Source organism: Pseudomonas sp. LBUM1651, assembly GCF_059716135.1.
The window spans coordinates 361,026-378,724 of record NZ_CP166805.1; the positions used below are offsets into that span (position 1 = coordinate 361,026).

The window sequence follows — 17,699 nt, forward strand, 5'->3', positions numbered from 1 at the left end:
CCCACAGTTGCATTGCGCATCCCTGTGGGAGCCAGCCTGCTGGCGATTCGAATTTGAATACTGTGGAGACTAAGGGATGAAAACCCTCTGGCAACACTGCCACGTCGCAACCATGGCGCAAGGCGTCTACTCGATCATCGAGGATGCGGCCATCGTGACGTCCGGTGCGCGCATTGAGTGGATCGGCCCTCGCGCTGAACTGCCGGTGGGCGAATACCCTGCCGTCAACGATTTGAAAGGGGCCTGGGTCACCCCGGGCCTGATCGACTGCCACACCCATACGGTGTTCGGCGGTAACCGCAGCGGTGAATTCGAACAGCGTCTGCAAGGCGTCAGCTATGCGGAAATCGCAGCAGCCGGTGGCGGCATTGCCAGTACCGTACGCGCCACCCGCGCGGCAACCGAAGACGAGCTGTTCGCCAGCGCCGCCAAGCGTCTGAAAAGCCTGATGCGCGACGGCGTGACCACGGTCGAAATGAAATCCGGCTACGGCCTGGACCTGGCCAGCGAACGCAAGATCCTGCGAGTGATTCGTCGTCTCGGCGCCGAACTGCCGATCAGCGTGCGCAGCACCTGCCTGGCGGCCCACGCCTTGCCGCCGGAGTATGTGGACCGCGCCGACGACTACATCGATCACATCTGCGCCGAGATGCTCCCCGCGCTCGCCACCGAAGGCCTGGTAGATGCGGTGGACGCGTTCTGCGAATACCTGGCGTTTTCGCCGGCGCAGGTCGAGCGCGTGTTCATCACCGCACAAGAGCTCGGCTTGCCGGTGAAACTGCACGCCGAGCAATTGTCGTCGCTGCACGGTTCGAGTCTGGCGGCGCGTTATCACGCACTGTCGGCCGACCACCTGGAGTTCATGACCGAAGAAGACGCCATCGCCATGGCCGAGTCCGGCACCGTTGCCGTGTTGCTGCCCGGCGCGTTCTACTTCCTGCGTGAAACCCAATTGCCGCCGATGGACGCGCTGCGCAAACACGGCGTGAAAATCGCTATCGCCAGCGACCTCAATCCCGGCACTTCGCCTGCGCTGTCGCTGCGCCTGATGCTGAACATGGCCTGCACCTGTTTCCGCATGACCCCGGAAGAAGCCCTGGCCGGTGCAACGATTCATGCCGCCACCGCGTTGGGCATGGCCGAGACACATGGCTCGCTGGAAGTCGGCAAGTTCGCGGACTTCGTCGCCTGGCAAATCGATCGTCCCGCCGACCTGTCGTACTGGCTGGGCGGTGACCTGGAGAAACGCGTCGTGCGTCACGGCGTTGAAACGTGCGTTTAGGAGAACAGTTGTGGATAAGGTTCTGAACTTCAAACAAGGCCACGTGCCGCTGCTGATCAGCATGCCCCACGCCGGCCTGCGCCTGACCCCGGCGGTCGAAGCCGGGTTGATCCCCGACGCGAAAAGCCTGCCGGACACCGACTGGCACATCCCCAGGCTTTACGAGTTCGCCGCCGAGCTTGGCGCCAGTACGTTGGCCGCCGAGTACTCGCGGTTTGTCATCGACCTGAACCGACCGTCCGACGACAAGCCTTTGTACGCAGGAGCGACCACCGGCCTGTACCCGGCGACGCTGTTCGACGGCATTCCGTTGTTCCGTGAGGGTATGGAGCCTTCGGCAGCGAAGCGCGCGACCTATCTGGAACAGGTCTGGACGCCGTATCACAGCACGCTGCAGAACGAATTGGCGCGGCTGAAAGCCGAATTCGGCTATGCGCTGCTGTTCGATGCGCATTCGATCCGCTCGATCATCCCGCACCTGTTTGACGGCAAGCTGCCGGACTTCAACCTCGGCACGTTCAACGGCGCCAGTTGCGATCCACAGTTGGCCACTCAACTGGAAGCGATCTGCGCGCGGCACGACGACTACAGCCATGTGCTGAACGGTCGTTTCAAGGGCGGCCACATCACCCGGCACTACGGCAATCCGGCGGAAAACATTCACGCGGTGCAACTGGAGTTGGGACAGTGCACTTACATGGAAGAGTTTGAGCCGTTCCGCTATCGCCCGGACCTGGCGGCGCCAACGCAAGTGGTGCTCAAGGAATTGCTGCAAGGGCTGCTGGCGTGGGGCGAAAAGCACTACAACGCATAACCCTGCGGCAGCGAGTTCTTGTGGCGAGGGGGCTTGCCCCCGTTGGGCTGCGGAGCAGCCCCAAAAAATCTGCGACCGCTTCGCGCTCGAACGGGGGCAAGCCCCCTCGCCACAGGTTTACATTCGCGTCGATACCTCTTGGATTCTGTCGCCACCGTGCAAATCTCAGTCGCCACAGTTCGCTTTTCCCCTCTCGACGCTGCGTAATGTTCGGGCCACGGTGCACAAAGACACCGGCCCTCACAATAATCTGCCGCACGAGAACGCCCTCTATGACAAGCACCAAAGGTTTGTTCACCCGCTGTCTCTCAATCCTCTGCGGTACCGCTCTCCTGAGCACCAGTGTTCTGGCCAGTGACGACGCTTCCTGCAAAGCCGTGCGCATGGGCGTGGTCAACTGGACCGACGTGATCGCCACCAGCGGCATGGCCGATGTGTTGCTCAACGGCCTTGGCTACGAAAGCAAGCAGACCAGCGCCGTGCAGCAAATCATCTTCGCCGGCATCCGCGACAAGCGCCTCGACATCTTCCTCGGTTACTGGAAACCGGCGATGGACAGCAACATTGCCCCGTTCGTGGCCGCCAATCAGCTGAAGGTCATGGCCAAACCCAGCCTGGCCGACGCCCAGGCAACGCTCGCCGTGCCGGAGTACGTCGCCGACGCCGGGCTGAAAACCTTCGCCGACATCGCCAAATTCAAAGACAAGCTCGGCGGCAAGATCTACGGCATCGAGCCGGGCAGCGGCGCCAACACCACCATAAAAACCATGATCGAGACCGATCACTTCGGCTTGAAGGATTTCAAGCTGATCGAGTCCGGTGAGGCCGGCATGCTGGCCGCCGTTCAGCGGGCGGTGAATCGCAAGGAGTTCGTGGTGTTCGTCGGCTGGACCCCGCACCCGATGAACATCAACATGAAAATCACCTACCTGACCGGCAGCGAAGATGTTTACGGGCCGAACGAAGGGGCGGCCACGGTCTCCACCGTGACGTCACCGGACTACGCCGAACGTTGCCCGAACGTGAACCGATTGCTGGAGAACCTGACGTTCACCGCCGCTCAGGAAAGTCAGCTGATGGTGCCGATCATGGAGCGCAAGACGCCGCAGGACGTTGCCAGGCAATGGCTGCGTGATCACCCTGAAGATCTGCAACGCTGGCTCGCAGGCGTCACCAGTTTTGATGGCAAGGACGGCGTAGCCACCGTACAGGCCAGCCTGAAAAACTGACCAAGGGCGAACGAGACCACTGTGGCGGGGGCTTGCCCCCGTTGGGCTGCGAAGCGGCCCCAAGATATCGGATAGACCGTAGATTTTGCGAGTGCTACGCACTCGAACGGGGGCAAGCGCCCTCGCCACAAAAGCCGCACATTCACCAACCGCTGGACTGACTGGCAACAGGCTCATGGCTTCTTACCCGCTTTCCGAACAGATGGCGGTTTTCGTCGAGAAAACCATCAGCTTCAACAGCACTGACAGCAGCCTCGCCGGGCTGCGCCAGGCCTACAGCGAGATGTGTCGGGCATTCACCCCGCCACGTCCCGCCGGGCTGTACGTGGTGGATTTTGAATTGGCCGGCGTGCCGGTGCGCTCGTATCAGCCGCCGGTTTCGCCGTCGACCGGCGGTGGCCCGTGCATTGTGTATCTGCACGGCGGCGGTTGGGTGGTGGGGGATCTGGATTCCCACGACTTCATCTGCGCCGAACTGGCGTCGACGCTCCGCGTGTTGGTGATCGCCGTCGATTACCGTCTGGCGCCGGAGCATCCGTTTCCGGCGGGGTTCAACGATTGTCTGGGTGTGTGGCGGGCGTTGCGAACCGGGCCATTCCCGCTTGATCCCGCGCGTACGCTGGTGGCCGGCGACAGTGCCGGTGGTAATCTCGCCGCCGCGCTTTGCCTGGCATTGCGCGACGCGGGTGAGCCATTGCCGGCTGCGCAGGTCCTGATCTATCCCGGCCTCGGTGGCGACCAGCGACTGGCGTCGCGCAGCGAATGCGTCGACGCGCCGTTGCTCAGCAGCAGTGACGTGGACTGTTATCACGCCTTGTACTTGCGCGGCAGTCGACAGCCGGGCGCCTATGCGATGCCGTTGCTCGCCGAGGATCTCGGCGGCTTGCCGCCGGCGCTGATCGCCGTGGCGCAATTCGACCCGCTGCGCGATGACGGTGTGCATTACGCCGAACGACTGAACGCCGCGGGCGTGGTCGCAACACTTTATTACGGCGAGGGGCTGGTTCACGGCTGTTTGCGAGGGCGGGGCCAGGTCGCCGAGGTCGATGCGCTCTATGAAACGCTGCTCGGCTATCTGGCTGAAAAAACGGGCGACAAAACTCTGGCTCAGCAAGGGCATGCTCATTGACGTAATTCGGGTTTATGATGCCGGACGGCAGAATAATAGAAGTCCCCCCAGGGATGACCTCGACCCCTTACGGAGCGCGCAATGCAGACTTTGTACCCGCAGATCAAACCCCACGCCCGGCACGATCTGGCCGTCGATGAAACCCACACCCTGTATGTCGACGAAAGCGGTTCACCGGAAGGTTTGCCGGTGGTGTACATCCACGGCGGTCCCGGCGCCGGGTGTGATGCACAGAGTCGCTGCTTTTTTGATCCGAACCTGTATCGCATCGTCACCTTCGACCAGCGCGGTTGCGGTCGCTCCACCCCCCACGCCAGCCTGGAAAACAACACCACCTGGGATCTGGTTGCCGACCTTGAGCGGATTCGCCAGCACCTGGGCATCGACAAATGGGTGCTGTTCGGCGGTTCGTGGGGCTCGACCCTGGCGCTGGCCTACGCGCAAACCCACCCGGAGCGTGTGCACGGTCTGATTCTGCGCGGGATTTTTCTCTGCCGTCCGCAGGAAATCGAATGGTTCTATCAGGCGGGCGCCAGCCGTCTGTTCCCCGATTACTGGCAGGACTACATCGCGCCGATCCCGCAGGATGAGCGCGAAGACCTGCTCAGCGCTTTCCACAAACGCCTGACCGGCAACGACCAGATTGCTCAGATGCACGCGGCCAAGGCCTGGTCCACCTGGGAAGGCCGGACGGCGACCTTGCGCCCGAACCCGCTGGTGGTCGATCGTTTCTCCGAGCCACAGCGCGCGTTGTCGATTGCCCGCATTGAATGTCATTACTTCACCAACAATGCGTTCCTCGAGCCGAACCAGCTGATCCGCGACATGGGCAAGATCGCCCATTTGCCAGGCGTGATCGTGCACGGTCGTTATGACGTGATCTGTCCACTGGATAACGCCTGGGAATTGCATCAGAACTGGCCGAACAGTGAATTGCAGGTCATCCGTGACGCCGGGCATGCCGCTTCCGAGCCGGGCATTACCGATGCACTGGTGCGCGCCGCCAATCAGATGGCCCGGCGCTTGCTCGACCTGTCCCCTGAAGAAGCATGAAGGGCCTGTTGCAACGCGTGCGTGGCGCGCGAGTCGAGGTAGCGGGGGAGGTGGTAGGTGCAGTCGATCAGGGTTTGCTGGTTCTGGTAGCGGTCGAGCCCGAGGATACTCGGGCCAGCGCCGACAAACTTCTGCATAAGCTGCTTAACTATCGTGTATTCAGTGACGCCGAGGGCAAGATGAATCTGTCCCTGGCGGATGTCGGTGGCGGGTTGCTGCTGGTCTCTCAGTTCACCCTGGCCGCCGACACCAGAAGCGGGTTGCGCCCGGGTTTTTCGACCGCTGCCCCTCCGGCGCTGGGCAAGGAGCTTTTCGACTATCTATTAGGGAAAGCGAAACAGGTGCATGGCACTGTGGCATCAGGTAGATTCGGCGCGGATATGCAGGTGCACCTGGTCAATGATGGCCCGGTAACCTTCCTGTTACAGACCTGAAAGTGCTTGAAACAAGTTTTTAAGGGCTTTTTCACTGAAAACAGGGCTTTTTCGCGATAAATACTTTGTTGCGCCTGATGCGTTGTAACGCGGCCTACTAGATAATCGCGCGCTACGGGGATCAGCGTTCGTTGGTCCATTTTGACTTAGGTAGAGACTTGTCCTGGACCTGTTGGGGAATCATTTGGCCCCATAGGAGTCGGAACAATGCTCGCCAACTTGGCAAGAGTGGTTTGTAGGGGCGGGATTTTCATGCCGCACACCTCACAAACTCTTTAACTGGCCGTTGGTTTTTTGATCTGTTTTCGGCGAGGGTTGCTCGTGATTGTTAGTCCCTGTATTGCACCAAAATTGTCTGCCAAACGGTTACGAAGCGCTCTGGTAGCGGGCTCTGCCCTGCTCTGCCTGCTCAGCGCCGGCCAGCTTTGGGCATTCAGTCTGGATGACGTGTCGGCCAAGGCAAAGGAGCTGGCCGGGCAGAAGTACGAAGCCCCGCGCAGTAACCTGCCGAACGAATTCCGTGAAATGAAATTCGCGGACTATCAGAAAATTCGCTTCCGCACCGAGAAAGCGGAGTGGGCTGATCAGAAAACCCCGTTCAAGCTGTCCTTCTATCACCAGGGCATGCACTTCGATACGCCGGTGAAAATCAACGAAATCACGGCTAACACCGTCGAAGAGATCAAGTACGATCCAAGTCGTTTCGATTTCGGCGATGTCAAGTTCGATCCTAAAGCCACCGAACAGCTGGGTTATGCCGGCTTCCGTGTGCTGTACCCGATCAACAAGGCCGACAAGCAAGACGAAATCATGACCATGCTCGGCGCGAGTTACTTCCGCGTTATAGGCAAGGGTCACACGTATGGCTTGTCCGCTCGCGGCATGGCCATCGATACCGCGTTGCCGTCCGGCGAAGAATTCCCGCGTTTCACCGAGTTCTGGATTGAACAGCCAAAACCGGGTGACAAGCACCTGGTGATCTTCGCCCTGCTGGATTCGCCACGCGCCACCGGTGCGTATCGCCTGACCCTGCGTCCGGGCAGCGACACCGTTGTCGACGTCAAGGCCCAAATGTTCCTGCGTGACAAGGTCACCAAGCTCGGCGTTGCGCCGCTGACCAGCATGTTCCTGTTTGGCGCGAACCAGCCTTCCAAAGTGTTGAACTATCGTCGCGAACTGCATGACTCCAGCGGTCTGTCGATCCATGCCGGCAACGGTGAGTGGATCTGGCGCCCGCTGAACAACCCGAAACACCTGGCGGTGAGCAACTTCTCGATCGAGAACCCGCGTGGTTTCGGCTTGCTGCAACGTGGCCGTGACTTCAGTCACTACGAAGACCTCGATGACCGCTACGACAAACGCCCAAGTGCCTGGATCGAGCCAAAAGGCGACTGGGGCAAGGGTTCTGTCGACCTGGTTGAAATCCCGACCGCCGACGAAACCAACGACAACATCGTTGCGTTCTGGAGTCCGGAAAAACTGCCGGAGCCTGGCCAGCCGCTGGAGTTCGGCTACCGCATGCACTGGACCATCGACGAAGCCGCGCTTCACGCGCCTGACAGCGCTTGGGTCCAACAGACCCTGCGTTCCACGGGTGACGTGAAACAGTCCAACCTGATTCGCCAGCCGGACGGCAGCGTTGCCTACCTGGTGGACTTCGAAGGCCCGTCCCTGGCGGCCTTGTCCCCGGATGCGGACGTTCGCAGCCAGGTCAGCGTTGGCGACAACGCCGAGCTGGTCGAGAACAGTGTGCGTTACAACCCTGAAACCAAAGGCTGGCGCCTGACCCTGCGGATGAAGATCAAGGATCCGGGCAAGTCCACAGAGCTGCGTGCAGCACTGGTCCAGAACATCGTGCCTGCTGATCTCGCCAAGTCTTCGGTTCCAGCGTCCAATTCTTCTGTTGCCAAGGCTGACAAGGTTGCTGCCAGGCAAGCGGAGAAAGCGGACAAGGAAGCCAAGGCCGCCGAGACCAAACAGGCCGAGGCCAAGCCAGTCGTAGATGCCAAGGACAAGGACAACAAAGACGCCATGCAGCCAGCTGCTGCGGACGCGGCCCCAGCCACACCGGAATCGGCACCGACTGAAGAAGTCCTGACCGAGACCTGGAGCTACCAGTTGCCTGCCGATGAGTAATTCTCAAGTTCAGCCAGAGACTCTTGCCGAGTATCTGGCGCATTTACCGATGACCGACCAGCAGCGCGCGGAACTCGCGGGCTGCCAGTCCTTCAGCGAGTTGCACCAGCGTTTGTCGTCCTCGACGTTCGACGCACCGACCGAGGCTGCTCAAGCCTCGGTGGGCCGTCGTCTGACCCTGAACACCGCAGAAGAGCTGGAAGAAGCGGAAATGCTGGCGCTCGACGCCAGCGGTCGGGTTTGCCTCAAGGCAACCCCGCCGATCCGCCGGACCAAAGTCGTGCCCGAGCCGTGGCGTACCAACATTCTGGTGCGTGGCTGGCGGCGTCTGACCGGTCGCACCAATCCGCCGGCCCCGCCGAAGGACGAGAACGTGCTGCCGGCGGCTCGCTGGCGCACCGTCGGTTCGATCCGACGTTACATCCTGCTGGTACTGATGCTCGGTCAAACCATCGTCGCCGGCTGGTACATGAAAGGCATCATGCCGTACCAGGGCTGGTCGTTCGTCGACCTGAACGAAGTCCTGCATCAACCCCTGATGCAAACCGTCACGCAAGTGCTGCCGTATGCACTGCAAACCAGCATCCTGATTCTGTTCGGGATTCTGTTCTGCTGGGTGTCGGCCGGTTTCTGGACGGCACTGATGGGCTTCCTTGAGTTGCTCACCGGTCACGACAAATACCGCATTTCCGGTAAAAGTGCCGGCAACGAGCCGATCGCCAAGGACGCGCGCACCGCACTGGTGATGCCGATCTGCAACGAAGACGTGCCTCGGGTGTTCGCCGGTTTGCGCGCGACGTTCGAGTCGGTGGCCGCCACGGGTGACCTGGATCGCTTCGACTTTTTCGTCCTCAGCGACAGTAACGATGCCGATATCTGTGTTGCCGAGCAGCAGGCCTGGCTGGACGTCTGCCGTGAAGCCAAGGGCTTCGGCAAGATCTTCTATCGCCGCCGCCGCCGTCGGGTAAAACGCAAAAGCGGCAACCTCGACGACTTCTGCCGTCGCTGGGGTGGTGACTACAAGTACATGGTCGTGCTCGACGCTGACTCCGTGATGAGCGGCGAGTGCCTGACCAGTCTGGTGCGCTTGATGGAAGCCACGCCGGACGCCGGGATCATTCAAACCGCGCCGCGTGCTTCGGGCATGGACACGCTGTATGCGCGCATGCAGCAGTTTGCGACCCGTGTGTACGGTCCGCTGTTTACCGCCGGTCTGCACTTCTGGCAGTTGGGCGAATCCCACTACTGGGGCCACAACGCGATCATCCGCATGAAGCCGTTTATCGAGCACTGCGCCCTGGCGCCGTTGCCGGGTAAAGGCGCGTTCGCTGGTGCGATCCTGTCTCACGACTTCGTCGAAGCCGCGCTGATGCGCCGTGCCGGCTGGGGCGTGTGGATTGCCTACGACTTGCCGGGCAGCTACGAAGAACTGCCGCCGAACCTGCTGGACGAACTCAAGCGTGACCGTCGCTGGTGCCACGGTAACCTGATGAACTTCCGTCTGTTCCTGGTCAAGGGCATGCACCCGGTTCACCGTGCGGTGTTCCTGACCGGCGTGATGTCTTACCTGTCGGCGCCGCTGTGGTTCTTCTTCCTCGTGCTGTCGACGGCGCTGCTGGCGGTCAACACGCTGATGGAGCCGCAGTACTTCCTGGAACCGCGTCAGCTCTATCCGTTGTGGCCACAATGGCACCCGGACAAGGCGATCGCGTTGTTCTCGACCACCATCGTGCTGCTGTTCCTGCCGAAGTTGTTGAGCATCATCCTGATCTGGGCCAAGGGCGCGAAAGAGTTCGGCGGCAAGTTCAAGGTGACTATGTCGATGCTGCTGGAGGTACTGTTCTCCATGTTGCTGGCGCCGGTGCGGATGATTTTCCACACCCGCTTCGTGCTCGCTGCATTCCTGGGCTGGGCCGCGACCTGGAACTCGCCGCAACGTGACGACGACTCCACGCCGTGGAGCGAAGCAGTCAAGCGCCACGGTCCGCAAACCCTGCTGGGCTTCTTCTGGGCGCTGCTGGTGATCTGGCTGAATCCGAGCTTCCTCTGGTGGCTGGTGCCGATCGTCGGTTCGTTGATGCTGTCGATTCCGGTGTCGGTGATCTCCAGTCGCGTGGGCCTGGGTCTCAAGTCCCGTGACGAGAGCCTGTTCCTGATCCCTGAGGAATACAATCCGCCACAGGCGTTGCTGGCAACCGACCAGTACACCCATGAAAACCGTTACCACGCGCTGAAAGACGGCTTCATCCGTTCGGTGGTCGATCCTCAGCAGAACGCCCTGGCATGCTCGCTGGCGACTTCGCGTCACCGTGAAGCCGAGCCGATCGAGTGGCTGCGGATCGAACGGGTACGCCATGCAATGAAAGTCGGGCCTGACGGTCTGACCAACAATGAGCGGGTGCAACTGCTGAGCGATCCGGTGGCACTGGCTCGTTTGCATGAGCAGGTCTGGAACGAAGGTCATCCGGATTGGCTGAAAGCCTGGCGCCAATCGGTGAAAGCCGATCCCCATGCGCCGCTGCTGCCGCTCAAGCCACTGAGTGCGCAACCGCAGTTGGCATAACAAAGAACCCCGCGAAAGCGGGGTTTTTTTTGTCTCATCGTTCCCAAACACTTGTGCAAACGAGCGAGTACGTTAGGATCCGTCCCCGAATTGGTGCGCCCGGATAATTTTTGTCCGTATCGATGCGTTTCCTGAGGGGAGCCGCCGTTTGCGCGCCTCATAACGCAATGGGTTTGGGGACATGATGATGAAGAAGTTTCTGTCGATGCTGCTGGTCGGTGTCACGGCATTGGTTGCAGTCAGCGCGGCGCAGGCCGGTGCCATCGATGACGCGGTCAAGCGCGGCACGCTGAAAGTCGGCATGGACCCGACCTACATGCCGTTCGAAATGACCAACAAGCGCGGCGAGATCATCGGTTTCGAAGTCGACATCCTCAAAGCCATGACCAAGGCCATGGGCGTCAAGCTGGAACTGGTGTCCACCGGTTACGACGGCATCATCCCGGCCCTGCTGACCGACAAGTTCGACATGATCGGCAGCGGCATGACCCTGACCCAGGAGCGCAACCTGCGCCTGAACTTCAGCGAACCGTTCATCGTGGTCGGCCAGACCTTGCTGATCCGCAAGGAGCTGGAAGGCACCATCAAGTCCTACAAAGACCTGAACACCGCCGACTACCGCATCACCTCCAAGCTCGGCACCACCGGCGAAATGGTTGCCAAAAAGCTGATCTCCAAAGCCAAGTACCACGGCTACGACAACGAGCAGGAAGCGGTGCTCGACGTGGTCAACGGCAAGGCCGACGCCTTCATCTACGACGCGCCATACAACGTTGTGGCCGTGAACAAGGTCGGCAACGGCAAGCTGGTGTTCCTCGACAAGCCGTTCACCTACGAGCCGCTGGCCTTCGGTCTGAAGAAGGGTGACTACGACAGCATCAACTTCATCAACAACTTCCTGCACCAGATCCGCGAAGACGGCACCTACGATCGCATCCATGACAAGTGGTTCAAAGACACCGCCTGGCTCAAGGGCATGGAATAAGCGCCGGTCAGACTGACCGCGCCGCGCTCCATCGCCAGCAGGCTGGCTCCCACACTGAAATGCATTCCCCTGTGGGAGCCAGCCTGCTGGCGATGACGGCCTCCAAGGCAACACAAATTCCGGAACCCGCAATGAAGCAGAAAAAAGCCCAATGGCCCTGGCACGTTTTGACCGTGCTGGTGCTGATCGGCCTGGCCGGCGCGTTGTATTACGCCACCTCGCTGATGTCCTACGAATGGCGCTGGAACCGCGTACCGCAGTACTTCGCCTACCATGCCGAAGAATCCCAGCGCGCCGCCGACATTTCGACCGTCAGCGAACTGGTGCGCAAAGGCGACAAGGCTGAAGTCACCCTGCGGAACGACGCGGGTGCCGAGCAGTACCTGACCGTCGACGACAACAGCCTGCAAGTCGCCCAGGGCGATGATGTGGCTGAAGGCGACGTGATCGGCGTGACTCGCCATTGGGCCGCAGGACCGCTGATGTGGGGTCTTTGGACCACCTTGTGGCTGTCCGTGGTGTCGGGCGTGCTCGGCTTGCTGATCGGCCTGGCCACCGGCCTGTGCCGTCTGTCGAACAACCCGACCCTGCGTGACCTCTCGACGATTTACGTCGAACTGGTGCGCGGTACACCGTTGCTGGTGCAGATTTTCATTTTCTACTTCTTCATCGGCACCGTGATGAACCTGTCGCGGGAATTCGCCGGGATCGCGGCGCTGTCGTTGTTCACCGGTGCGTATGTCGCGGAAATCATCCGCTCCGGCGTGCAATCCATCGCCCGAGGTCAGAACGAAGCCGCTCGCTCGCTGGGTTTGAGCGCGGGCCAGTCGATGCGCCATGTGGTGCTGCCGCAAGCGTTCAAACGCGTACTGCCGCCGCTCGCCGGGCAATTCATCAGCCTGGTCAAGGACACCTCGCTGGTGTCGGTGATCGCGATTACCGAGCTGCTGAAAAGCGGTCGCGAAGTCATCACCACCTCGTTTTCGCCGTTCGAAATCCTGTTCTGCGTGGCCGGCCTGTATTTGTTGATCAACCTGCCGCTGTCGAAAATCGCCAGCCGGCTTGAGCGGAGGCTCGCGCAAAGTGATTGAAGTCCGCGATCTGGTAAAAGTCTTCGACACCCGCGGCCATGTGGTGCGCGCGGTGGATAACGTCAGCACAACCGTCGCCAAGGGCGAAGTGCTGGTGGTGATCGGGCCGTCCGGTTCCGGCAAGTCGACCTTCCTGCGCTGCCTCAATGGCCTGGAAGAATTCGACTCGGGCTCGGTGAGCATCGACGGCCTGCAACTGGCCGACCCGAAAACCGACGTCAATGCCTACCGCCGCGAAGTTGGCATGGTGTTCCAGCATTTCAACCTGTTTCCGCACATGACCGTGCTGGAAAACCTCTGCCTCGCCCAGAAGGTCGTGCGCAAGCGCGGCAAGAAGGAACGCGAGGCCAAGGCGTTGGCGTTGCTGGAAAAGGTTGGTATTGCGCAGAAGGCCAACGAGTATCCGTCGCGCCTGTCCGGCGGTCAGCAACAGCGCGTGGCGATTGCCCGCGCATTAGCCATGGAACCCAAGGTCATGCTGTTCGATGAGCCGACCTCGGCGCTCGATCCGGAAATGGTTGGCGAAGTGCTGGACGTGATGAAGACCCTGGCCGTGGAAGGCATGACCATGGTCTGCGTTACCCACGAGATGGGCTTTGCGCGGGAAGTGGCGGATCGGGTGCTGTTCTTTGATCACGGCAAACTGTTGGAAGATGCTTCGCCGGCGGAATTCTTTGATGCACCGAAGGATCCGCGGGCGCAGGCCTTCCTTCGTCAGGTCCTCTAACAGCAGCGCCTTGGAGGCCGCTAATCGCTAGCAGGCTAGCTCCCACAGTGGATTTGTGGTGTTCATACCAAACCCTGTGGGAGCCAGCCTGCTGGCGATTGCATCAACTCGGTTCCAAGCGGACCGAGGCATGCAAATCACCTCAAACCTTGAACCTGCCCACCAGCATCTGCAAATGCGTCCCCAACCGCGCCAGCTCGACGCTGGAGGCCGCAGTTTCTTCGCTGGCTGCCGAGGTCTGCTCGGACACATCGCGTACGTTGAGCACGCTACGGTTGATCTCTTCAGCCACCGCGCTCTGCTGCTCGGCCGCTGCGGCGATCTGCTGGTTCATCGACTGGATCGCCGACACGGTGCGGGTGATGCTTTCCAGTGAGCCACCGGCACGGCGGGTCAGTTCGACGCTGCTGTCGGTCAGGCTGCGGCTGTTGTCCATGATGGTCGCGACTTGCTGGGTGCCGGTTTGCAGGCCGACGATCAGCTCTTCGATTTCTTCGGTGGACTTCTGGGTGCGCTGGGCCAGGCTGCGTACTTCATCGGCGACCACCGCAAAACCACGCCCTGCTTCACCGGCGCGGGCGGCTTCGATCGCGGCGTTAAGCGCCAGCAGGTTGGTTTGCTGGGCGACGGATTTGATCACGTCGAGCACGCTGCCGATCTTGTCGCTTTCGCGTTTCAGGTGACCCATGGCTTCGGTGGAGTTGCCGACTTCAAGGGCCAGGCGCTCGATCTGCGCGATGGCTTCGCCGACTACCTTGTCACCTTCGCGGGCCTGCTGATCGGCGGCAAGAGCGGCTTCAGAGGCTTCTTCGGCGTTGCGTGCGACTTCCTGCACGGTGGCGGTCATTTCGTTCATTGCGGTTGCCACCTGATCGGTCTCGACCTTCTGGCTGTTGACCCCGGCGCTGGTCTGCTCGGTCACTGCGGACAGTTCTTCGGCGGCGCTGGCGATTTGCGTGACGCCATCGCTGATGCCGCCGATCAATTCGCGCAGGCCCAGGGTCATGTTCTGCATGGCGCGCTGGAGTTGACCGAGTTCGTCCTGGCGCTCGGAAACGAGGTTCTGGGTCAAGTCGCCGGCGGCAATGCGCTCGGCCACTTTCAGCGTCTGGCTCAATGGAATGACGATCTGCCGGGTGATCGCCCATGCCGCGAAGAGGCCGAAGACCAGCGCCAGGGCGGTGGCCAGCAACAGCATGTGTTTGGCGTGTGCCGCATCGGTGTCACGCACGACGGTTTGCGAGGCGGTGAGTTTTTTGCTGACGTCGAGCAGGATGTCGCCTTGCGCGGCCATGCGTTTCAGAGCGGCGGCGCTGGCGACCTGGGAGTCGCGGAACTGGCTGACAGCGGCGCGGTAGGCCTTGAGCGAGTCCGTGGCTTGTTGCAGGTTGGCGATGTGCTGTTCCGGCAATCTGGATGGCAGGCTTTCGAGGTTTTTCAGCGCATTGTCGATGGCATCCAGCGCCGGTTGTTCGGCTTCGGTCTTGCCACTGTAGGTATAGCCGCGCACCTGGAAACGGGCCTGCTGGATCAGTTTGCTCAGATCGATCACGCTGTTGAAATCGGCGACGCTTTCACCTTGCAGCATGGATTTTTCGACTTCGGCCACGCGTGCCACGGCGTTATCGGCCGTGGCGCCGAGTTTGCTGCGAGCGTCTTCGCGGTTGGCGCCCGCCTGGGTCATGGCGGCGAAGGCTTGTTTGTATTCGCTGACGGCAGCCAATTGCTGGTCGATCATCGCTACGTCGGCCGGTTGTTCGATCAGCGTGCGCGCGGTTTTCAGTCCGGTGTCGAGTTGGCCGAGCAGGTCGTTGACGGCGCCCGGTCCTTGTTCGCCACGGCGCATCTCGTAATCCAGGCGGGCCAGGCGCAAGTCCTTGGTCAACTCATTGAGGCTGGAAATGAACCCCAGCTTGTCACCGCGACTGATCACGTCACTCAGGCCGGTCCAGCCGGTAACGGTGATCAACAACGTCAGAAGCAGCACCAGACCGAAGCCGACACCCAGTTTGCGATTAACGCTGACGTTCCCCAGTTTCTCGGCTAGCCATCGGTACATGCTGCAACTCCCTCGGACCATTATTGGTTTTATGGGAGGTGTATCGGCTGGTGGGCGGGAATCTGTAGGCACGACGCAAGTTTGGCATGGGTAACCTGTGGCGAGGGAGCTTGCTCCCGCTCGGCTGCGAAGCAGTCGTAAAACCAGTCACCGCGATATCGGGGAATAAAAACGATGGCCGCTTCGCGACCAAGCGGGAGCAAGCTCCCTCGCCACTGGGTTTGGAGTGAAGCTCAGGGATGGGGTCAGAACAGGCGGGCGAGCAACGCGGTGACGGCGGTTTCGACGCGCAGGATGCGCTCGCCGAGCTGTACCGGTTGCAGGCCGGATTTGCCGAGCAAATCGATTTCGTAGGGAATCCAGCCGCCTTCCGGGCCGATGGCCAGTGTCACCGGTTCGCTCAGGCCGCGGGGGCAGGGCGGGTAATTGCCGGGATGACCGACCAGGCCGAGGGTGCCTTCGGTGATCGCTGGCAGTCGATCTTCGACGAACGGTTTGAAGCGCTTTTCGATGACAATTTCAGGCAACACGCTGTCCCGGGCCTGTTCGAGGCCGAGGATCAGTTGCTCGCGAATCGCTTCAGGTTCGAGAAACGGTGTCTGCCAGAAGCTCTTCTCGACGCGGTAGCTATTCACTAGCACGATCCGCGGCACACCCATGGCTGCCACGGTCTGAAACACCCGACGCAGCATTTTTGGCCGCGGAAGGGCCAATACCAGGGTCAGCGGCAGCTTGGCCGGTGGCGGTTGGTCGAGGGTGACGCGCAGTTCGGCTTCATCAGTGTCCAGGCGCAGCACTTCGGCCGAACCCATCAGGCCGCCGATACGCCCGACGCGCAGGCTGTCACCCACTTCACAGCGGTGGACTTCCTGCATGTGCGTCAACCGGCGATCACGCAGGATCGCCCGGTCGGCCGCAATGAAATCGGCCTCTTCGAGGAGCAGCAGGTTCACGCTTGGGTCGCTGGCGGCTGGTCGTTGTGATCGTCAACCGGCTGGTCGTCCGGATGGTCGCCGCGTTTGCTGATCAGGCCGCCGAACAGGATGCCGATTTCAAACAGCAGCCACATCGGTACGGCCAGCAGCGTCTGCGAAAAGATGTCCGGTGGCGTCAGGATCATGCCGACCACGAAGCAGCCAATGATCACGTACGGGCGGATTTTCTTCAGGTATTTGACGTCGACCACGCCGATCCACACCAGCAGCACCACCGCCACCGGGATTTCAAACGCCACGCCGAAGGCGAAGAACAACGTCATGACGAAGTCGAGGTAGCTGCTGATGTCGGTCATCATCTCCACGCCGGCCGGGGTGGCGGCGGCGAAGAATTTGAAGATCAGCGGGAACACCAGGTAGTAGGCGAACGCCATACCGGCGTAGAACAGCATGATGCTCGATACCAGCAAGGGGACGGCGATGCGTTTTTCATGCTTGTACAGGCCTGGCGCAATGAAGCCCCAGATCTGATGCAGGATCACCGGGATCGCCAGGAACAGCGACACCATCATGGTCAGCTTCAGCGGCGTCAGGAACGGCGACGACACGTCGGTGGCGATCATCGTCGCGCCCACCGGCAGGTATTGCCGCAGTGGCGTGGAGACGAAGGTGTAGATCTGCTGGGTGAAGGCGAACAACCCGGCGAAGATGATGAAGATCGCCGCTACGCAGCGCAGCAGACGGGTACGCAACTCGGTGAGGTGCGAAACCAGCGGCATGTGCTGGTCGTTTTCTGGGAGATCGCTCATGGGGCTCGCGGCGGCAAAGTGGTGTCGTGAGGAGCCGGCGTTGTCGGCGCGGCGGCATGAGCAACGGGTTCTACATGCGCCACGACCGGCGCCGCTTCGACCGCTTTCACGGTTTCCGTCGGCGCAGCAGCAGGCGCGGATTCTGTTGTCGATGCATGGATCGTCTGCTCCGCCACCGGCTGAACCGGAGTGGCTTCCTGCTGAGTCGGCGTGAAAATCTTCCGCGCCTCCTGTTCCAGCGACAGAATGTGCTCGTTGTGCAGTTGCCGACGAATCTCGTCGGCACCGATTTCACGTTCAACTTCCTGTTTGATCGCGTTGAAGCTGCGCTTCAGACGCCCGACCCACAGGCCGGCCGTGCGCGCAGCCCCCGGCAGACGTTCGGGGCCCAGCACCAGCAGGGCCACAAGGCCGACGAGCAGCAGTTCAGAGAAGCTGATACCAAACATTAGT

Annotated in this window: 15 protein-coding genes and 1 pseudogene; 11 read left to right on the top strand and 5 right to left on the bottom strand. The window is 61.0% G+C overall.

What is annotated here, in order from left to right; all coding sequences use genetic code 11:
* Nucleotides 1–76 precede the first annotated feature (76 nt).
* From hutI to ACA066_RS01800, 11 genes are all read left to right on the top strand, one after another.
* On the top strand, nucleotides 77–1,282 hold the full coding sequence (gene hutI, locus ACA066_RS01750; protein WP_497697875.1) for an imidazolonepropionase: 1,206 nt from the start codon (nucleotides 77–79) through the stop codon (nucleotides 1,280–1,282).
* A 10-nt stretch (nucleotides 1,283–1,292) separates the two neighbouring features.
* Complete coding sequence (gene hutG / locus ACA066_RS01755; protein WP_497697876.1) at nucleotides 1,293–2,096, top strand: N-formylglutamate deformylase; 804 nt, start codon at nucleotides 1,293–1,295, stop codon at nucleotides 2,094–2,096.
* 272 nt (nucleotides 2,097–2,368) lie between these two features.
* Nucleotides 2,369–3,325 (top strand): choline ABC transporter substrate-binding protein, encoded by a 957-nt coding sequence (locus tag ACA066_RS01760; RefSeq protein ID WP_497697877.1) that lies wholly within the window; start codon nucleotides 2,369–2,371, stop codon nucleotides 3,323–3,325.
* A 175-nt stretch (nucleotides 3,326–3,500) separates the two neighbouring features.
* Nucleotides 3,501–4,454: an alpha/beta hydrolase gene (locus tag ACA066_RS01765; protein WP_497697878.1), complete on the top strand. Its 954-nt coding sequence runs from the start codon at nucleotides 3,501–3,503 to the stop codon at nucleotides 4,452–4,454.
* A gap of 81 nt (nucleotides 4,455–4,535) precedes the next feature.
* A complete protein-coding gene (gene pip, locus ACA066_RS01770; protein WP_497697879.1) occupies nucleotides 4,536–5,507 on the top strand; it encodes a prolyl aminopeptidase in 972 nt (323 codons plus the stop codon).
* On the top strand, nucleotides 5,504–5,941 hold the full coding sequence (gene dtd, locus ACA066_RS01775) for a D-aminoacyl-tRNA deacylase (protein ID WP_497697880.1): 438 nt from the start codon (nucleotides 5,504–5,506) through the stop codon (nucleotides 5,939–5,941). Before pip ends, dtd begins: the two co-directional genes overlap by 4 nt.
* 321 nt (nucleotides 5,942–6,262) lie before the next feature.
* Nucleotides 6,263–8,077: a glucan biosynthesis protein G gene (locus ACA066_RS01780; RefSeq protein WP_497697881.1), complete on the top strand. Its 1,815-nt coding sequence runs from the start codon at nucleotides 6,263–6,265 to the stop codon at nucleotides 8,075–8,077.
* Nucleotides 8,070–10,640, top strand: a complete 2,571-nt coding sequence (mdoH, locus tag ACA066_RS01785; protein ID WP_497697882.1) for a glucans biosynthesis glucosyltransferase MdoH — start codon at nucleotides 8,070–8,072, stop codon at nucleotides 10,638–10,640. The genes ACA066_RS01780 and mdoH overlap by 8 nt, the downstream gene beginning before the upstream one ends.
* Before the next feature lie 187 nt (nucleotides 10,641–10,827).
* Entirely contained in the window at nucleotides 10,828–11,625 is a 798-nt protein-coding gene (locus ACA066_RS01790) for a transporter substrate-binding domain-containing protein (protein ID WP_497699793.1), read from the top strand.
* Nucleotides 11,626–11,756: 131 nt separating this feature from the next.
* Nucleotides 11,757–12,716, top strand: a complete 960-nt coding sequence (locus tag ACA066_RS01795; RefSeq protein ID WP_497697883.1) for an amino acid ABC transporter permease — start codon at nucleotides 11,757–11,759, stop codon at nucleotides 12,714–12,716.
* On the top strand, nucleotides 12,709–13,443 hold the full coding sequence (locus ACA066_RS01800) for an amino acid ABC transporter ATP-binding protein (RefSeq protein ID WP_253435182.1): 735 nt from the start codon (nucleotides 12,709–12,711) through the stop codon (nucleotides 13,441–13,443). The genes ACA066_RS01795 and ACA066_RS01800 overlap by 8 nt, the downstream gene beginning before the upstream one ends.
* 142 nt (nucleotides 13,444–13,585) lie before the next feature.
* Here ACA066_RS01800 and ACA066_RS01805 read toward each other — a convergent pair whose 3' ends face one another.
* The 5 genes and pseudogenes from ACA066_RS01805 to tatB all read right to left on the bottom strand — a co-directional run bounded on the left by ACA066_RS01805 (nucleotide 13,586) and on the right by tatB (nucleotide 17,695).
* On the bottom strand, nucleotides 13,586–14,458 hold the full coding sequence (locus ACA066_RS01805) for a methyl-accepting chemotaxis protein (RefSeq protein WP_497699794.1): 873 nt from the start codon (nucleotides 14,456–14,458) through the stop codon (nucleotides 13,586–13,588).
* Nucleotides 14,444–15,523 (bottom strand): annotated as a pseudogene (locus tag ACA066_RS01810) (methyl-accepting chemotaxis protein); the annotation flags it as partial. The pseudogene ACA066_RS01810 and the gene ACA066_RS01805, both read right to left, overlap by 15 nt.
* A 224-nt stretch (nucleotides 15,524–15,747) precedes the next feature.
* Nucleotides 15,748–16,455, bottom strand: coding sequence for a 16S rRNA (uracil(1498)-N(3))-methyltransferase (locus ACA066_RS01815; RefSeq protein ID WP_497697884.1), 708 nt, complete (start codon nucleotides 16,453–16,455; stop codon nucleotides 15,748–15,750).
* The gene (gene tatC / locus ACA066_RS01820) at nucleotides 16,452–17,246 is read right to left on the bottom strand and encodes a twin-arginine translocase subunit TatC (RefSeq protein ID WP_008025235.1); all 795 of its coding nucleotides are present in this window, start codon (nucleotides 17,244–17,246) and stop codon (nucleotides 16,452–16,454) included. Before tatC ends, ACA066_RS01815 begins: the two co-directional genes overlap by 4 nt.
* A complete protein-coding gene (gene tatB / locus ACA066_RS01825; protein WP_497697885.1) occupies nucleotides 17,243–17,695 on the bottom strand; it encodes a Sec-independent protein translocase protein TatB in 453 nt (150 codons plus the stop codon). The genes tatC and tatB overlap by 4 nt, the downstream gene beginning before the upstream one ends.
* Nucleotides 17,696–17,699 lie beyond the last annotated feature (4 nt).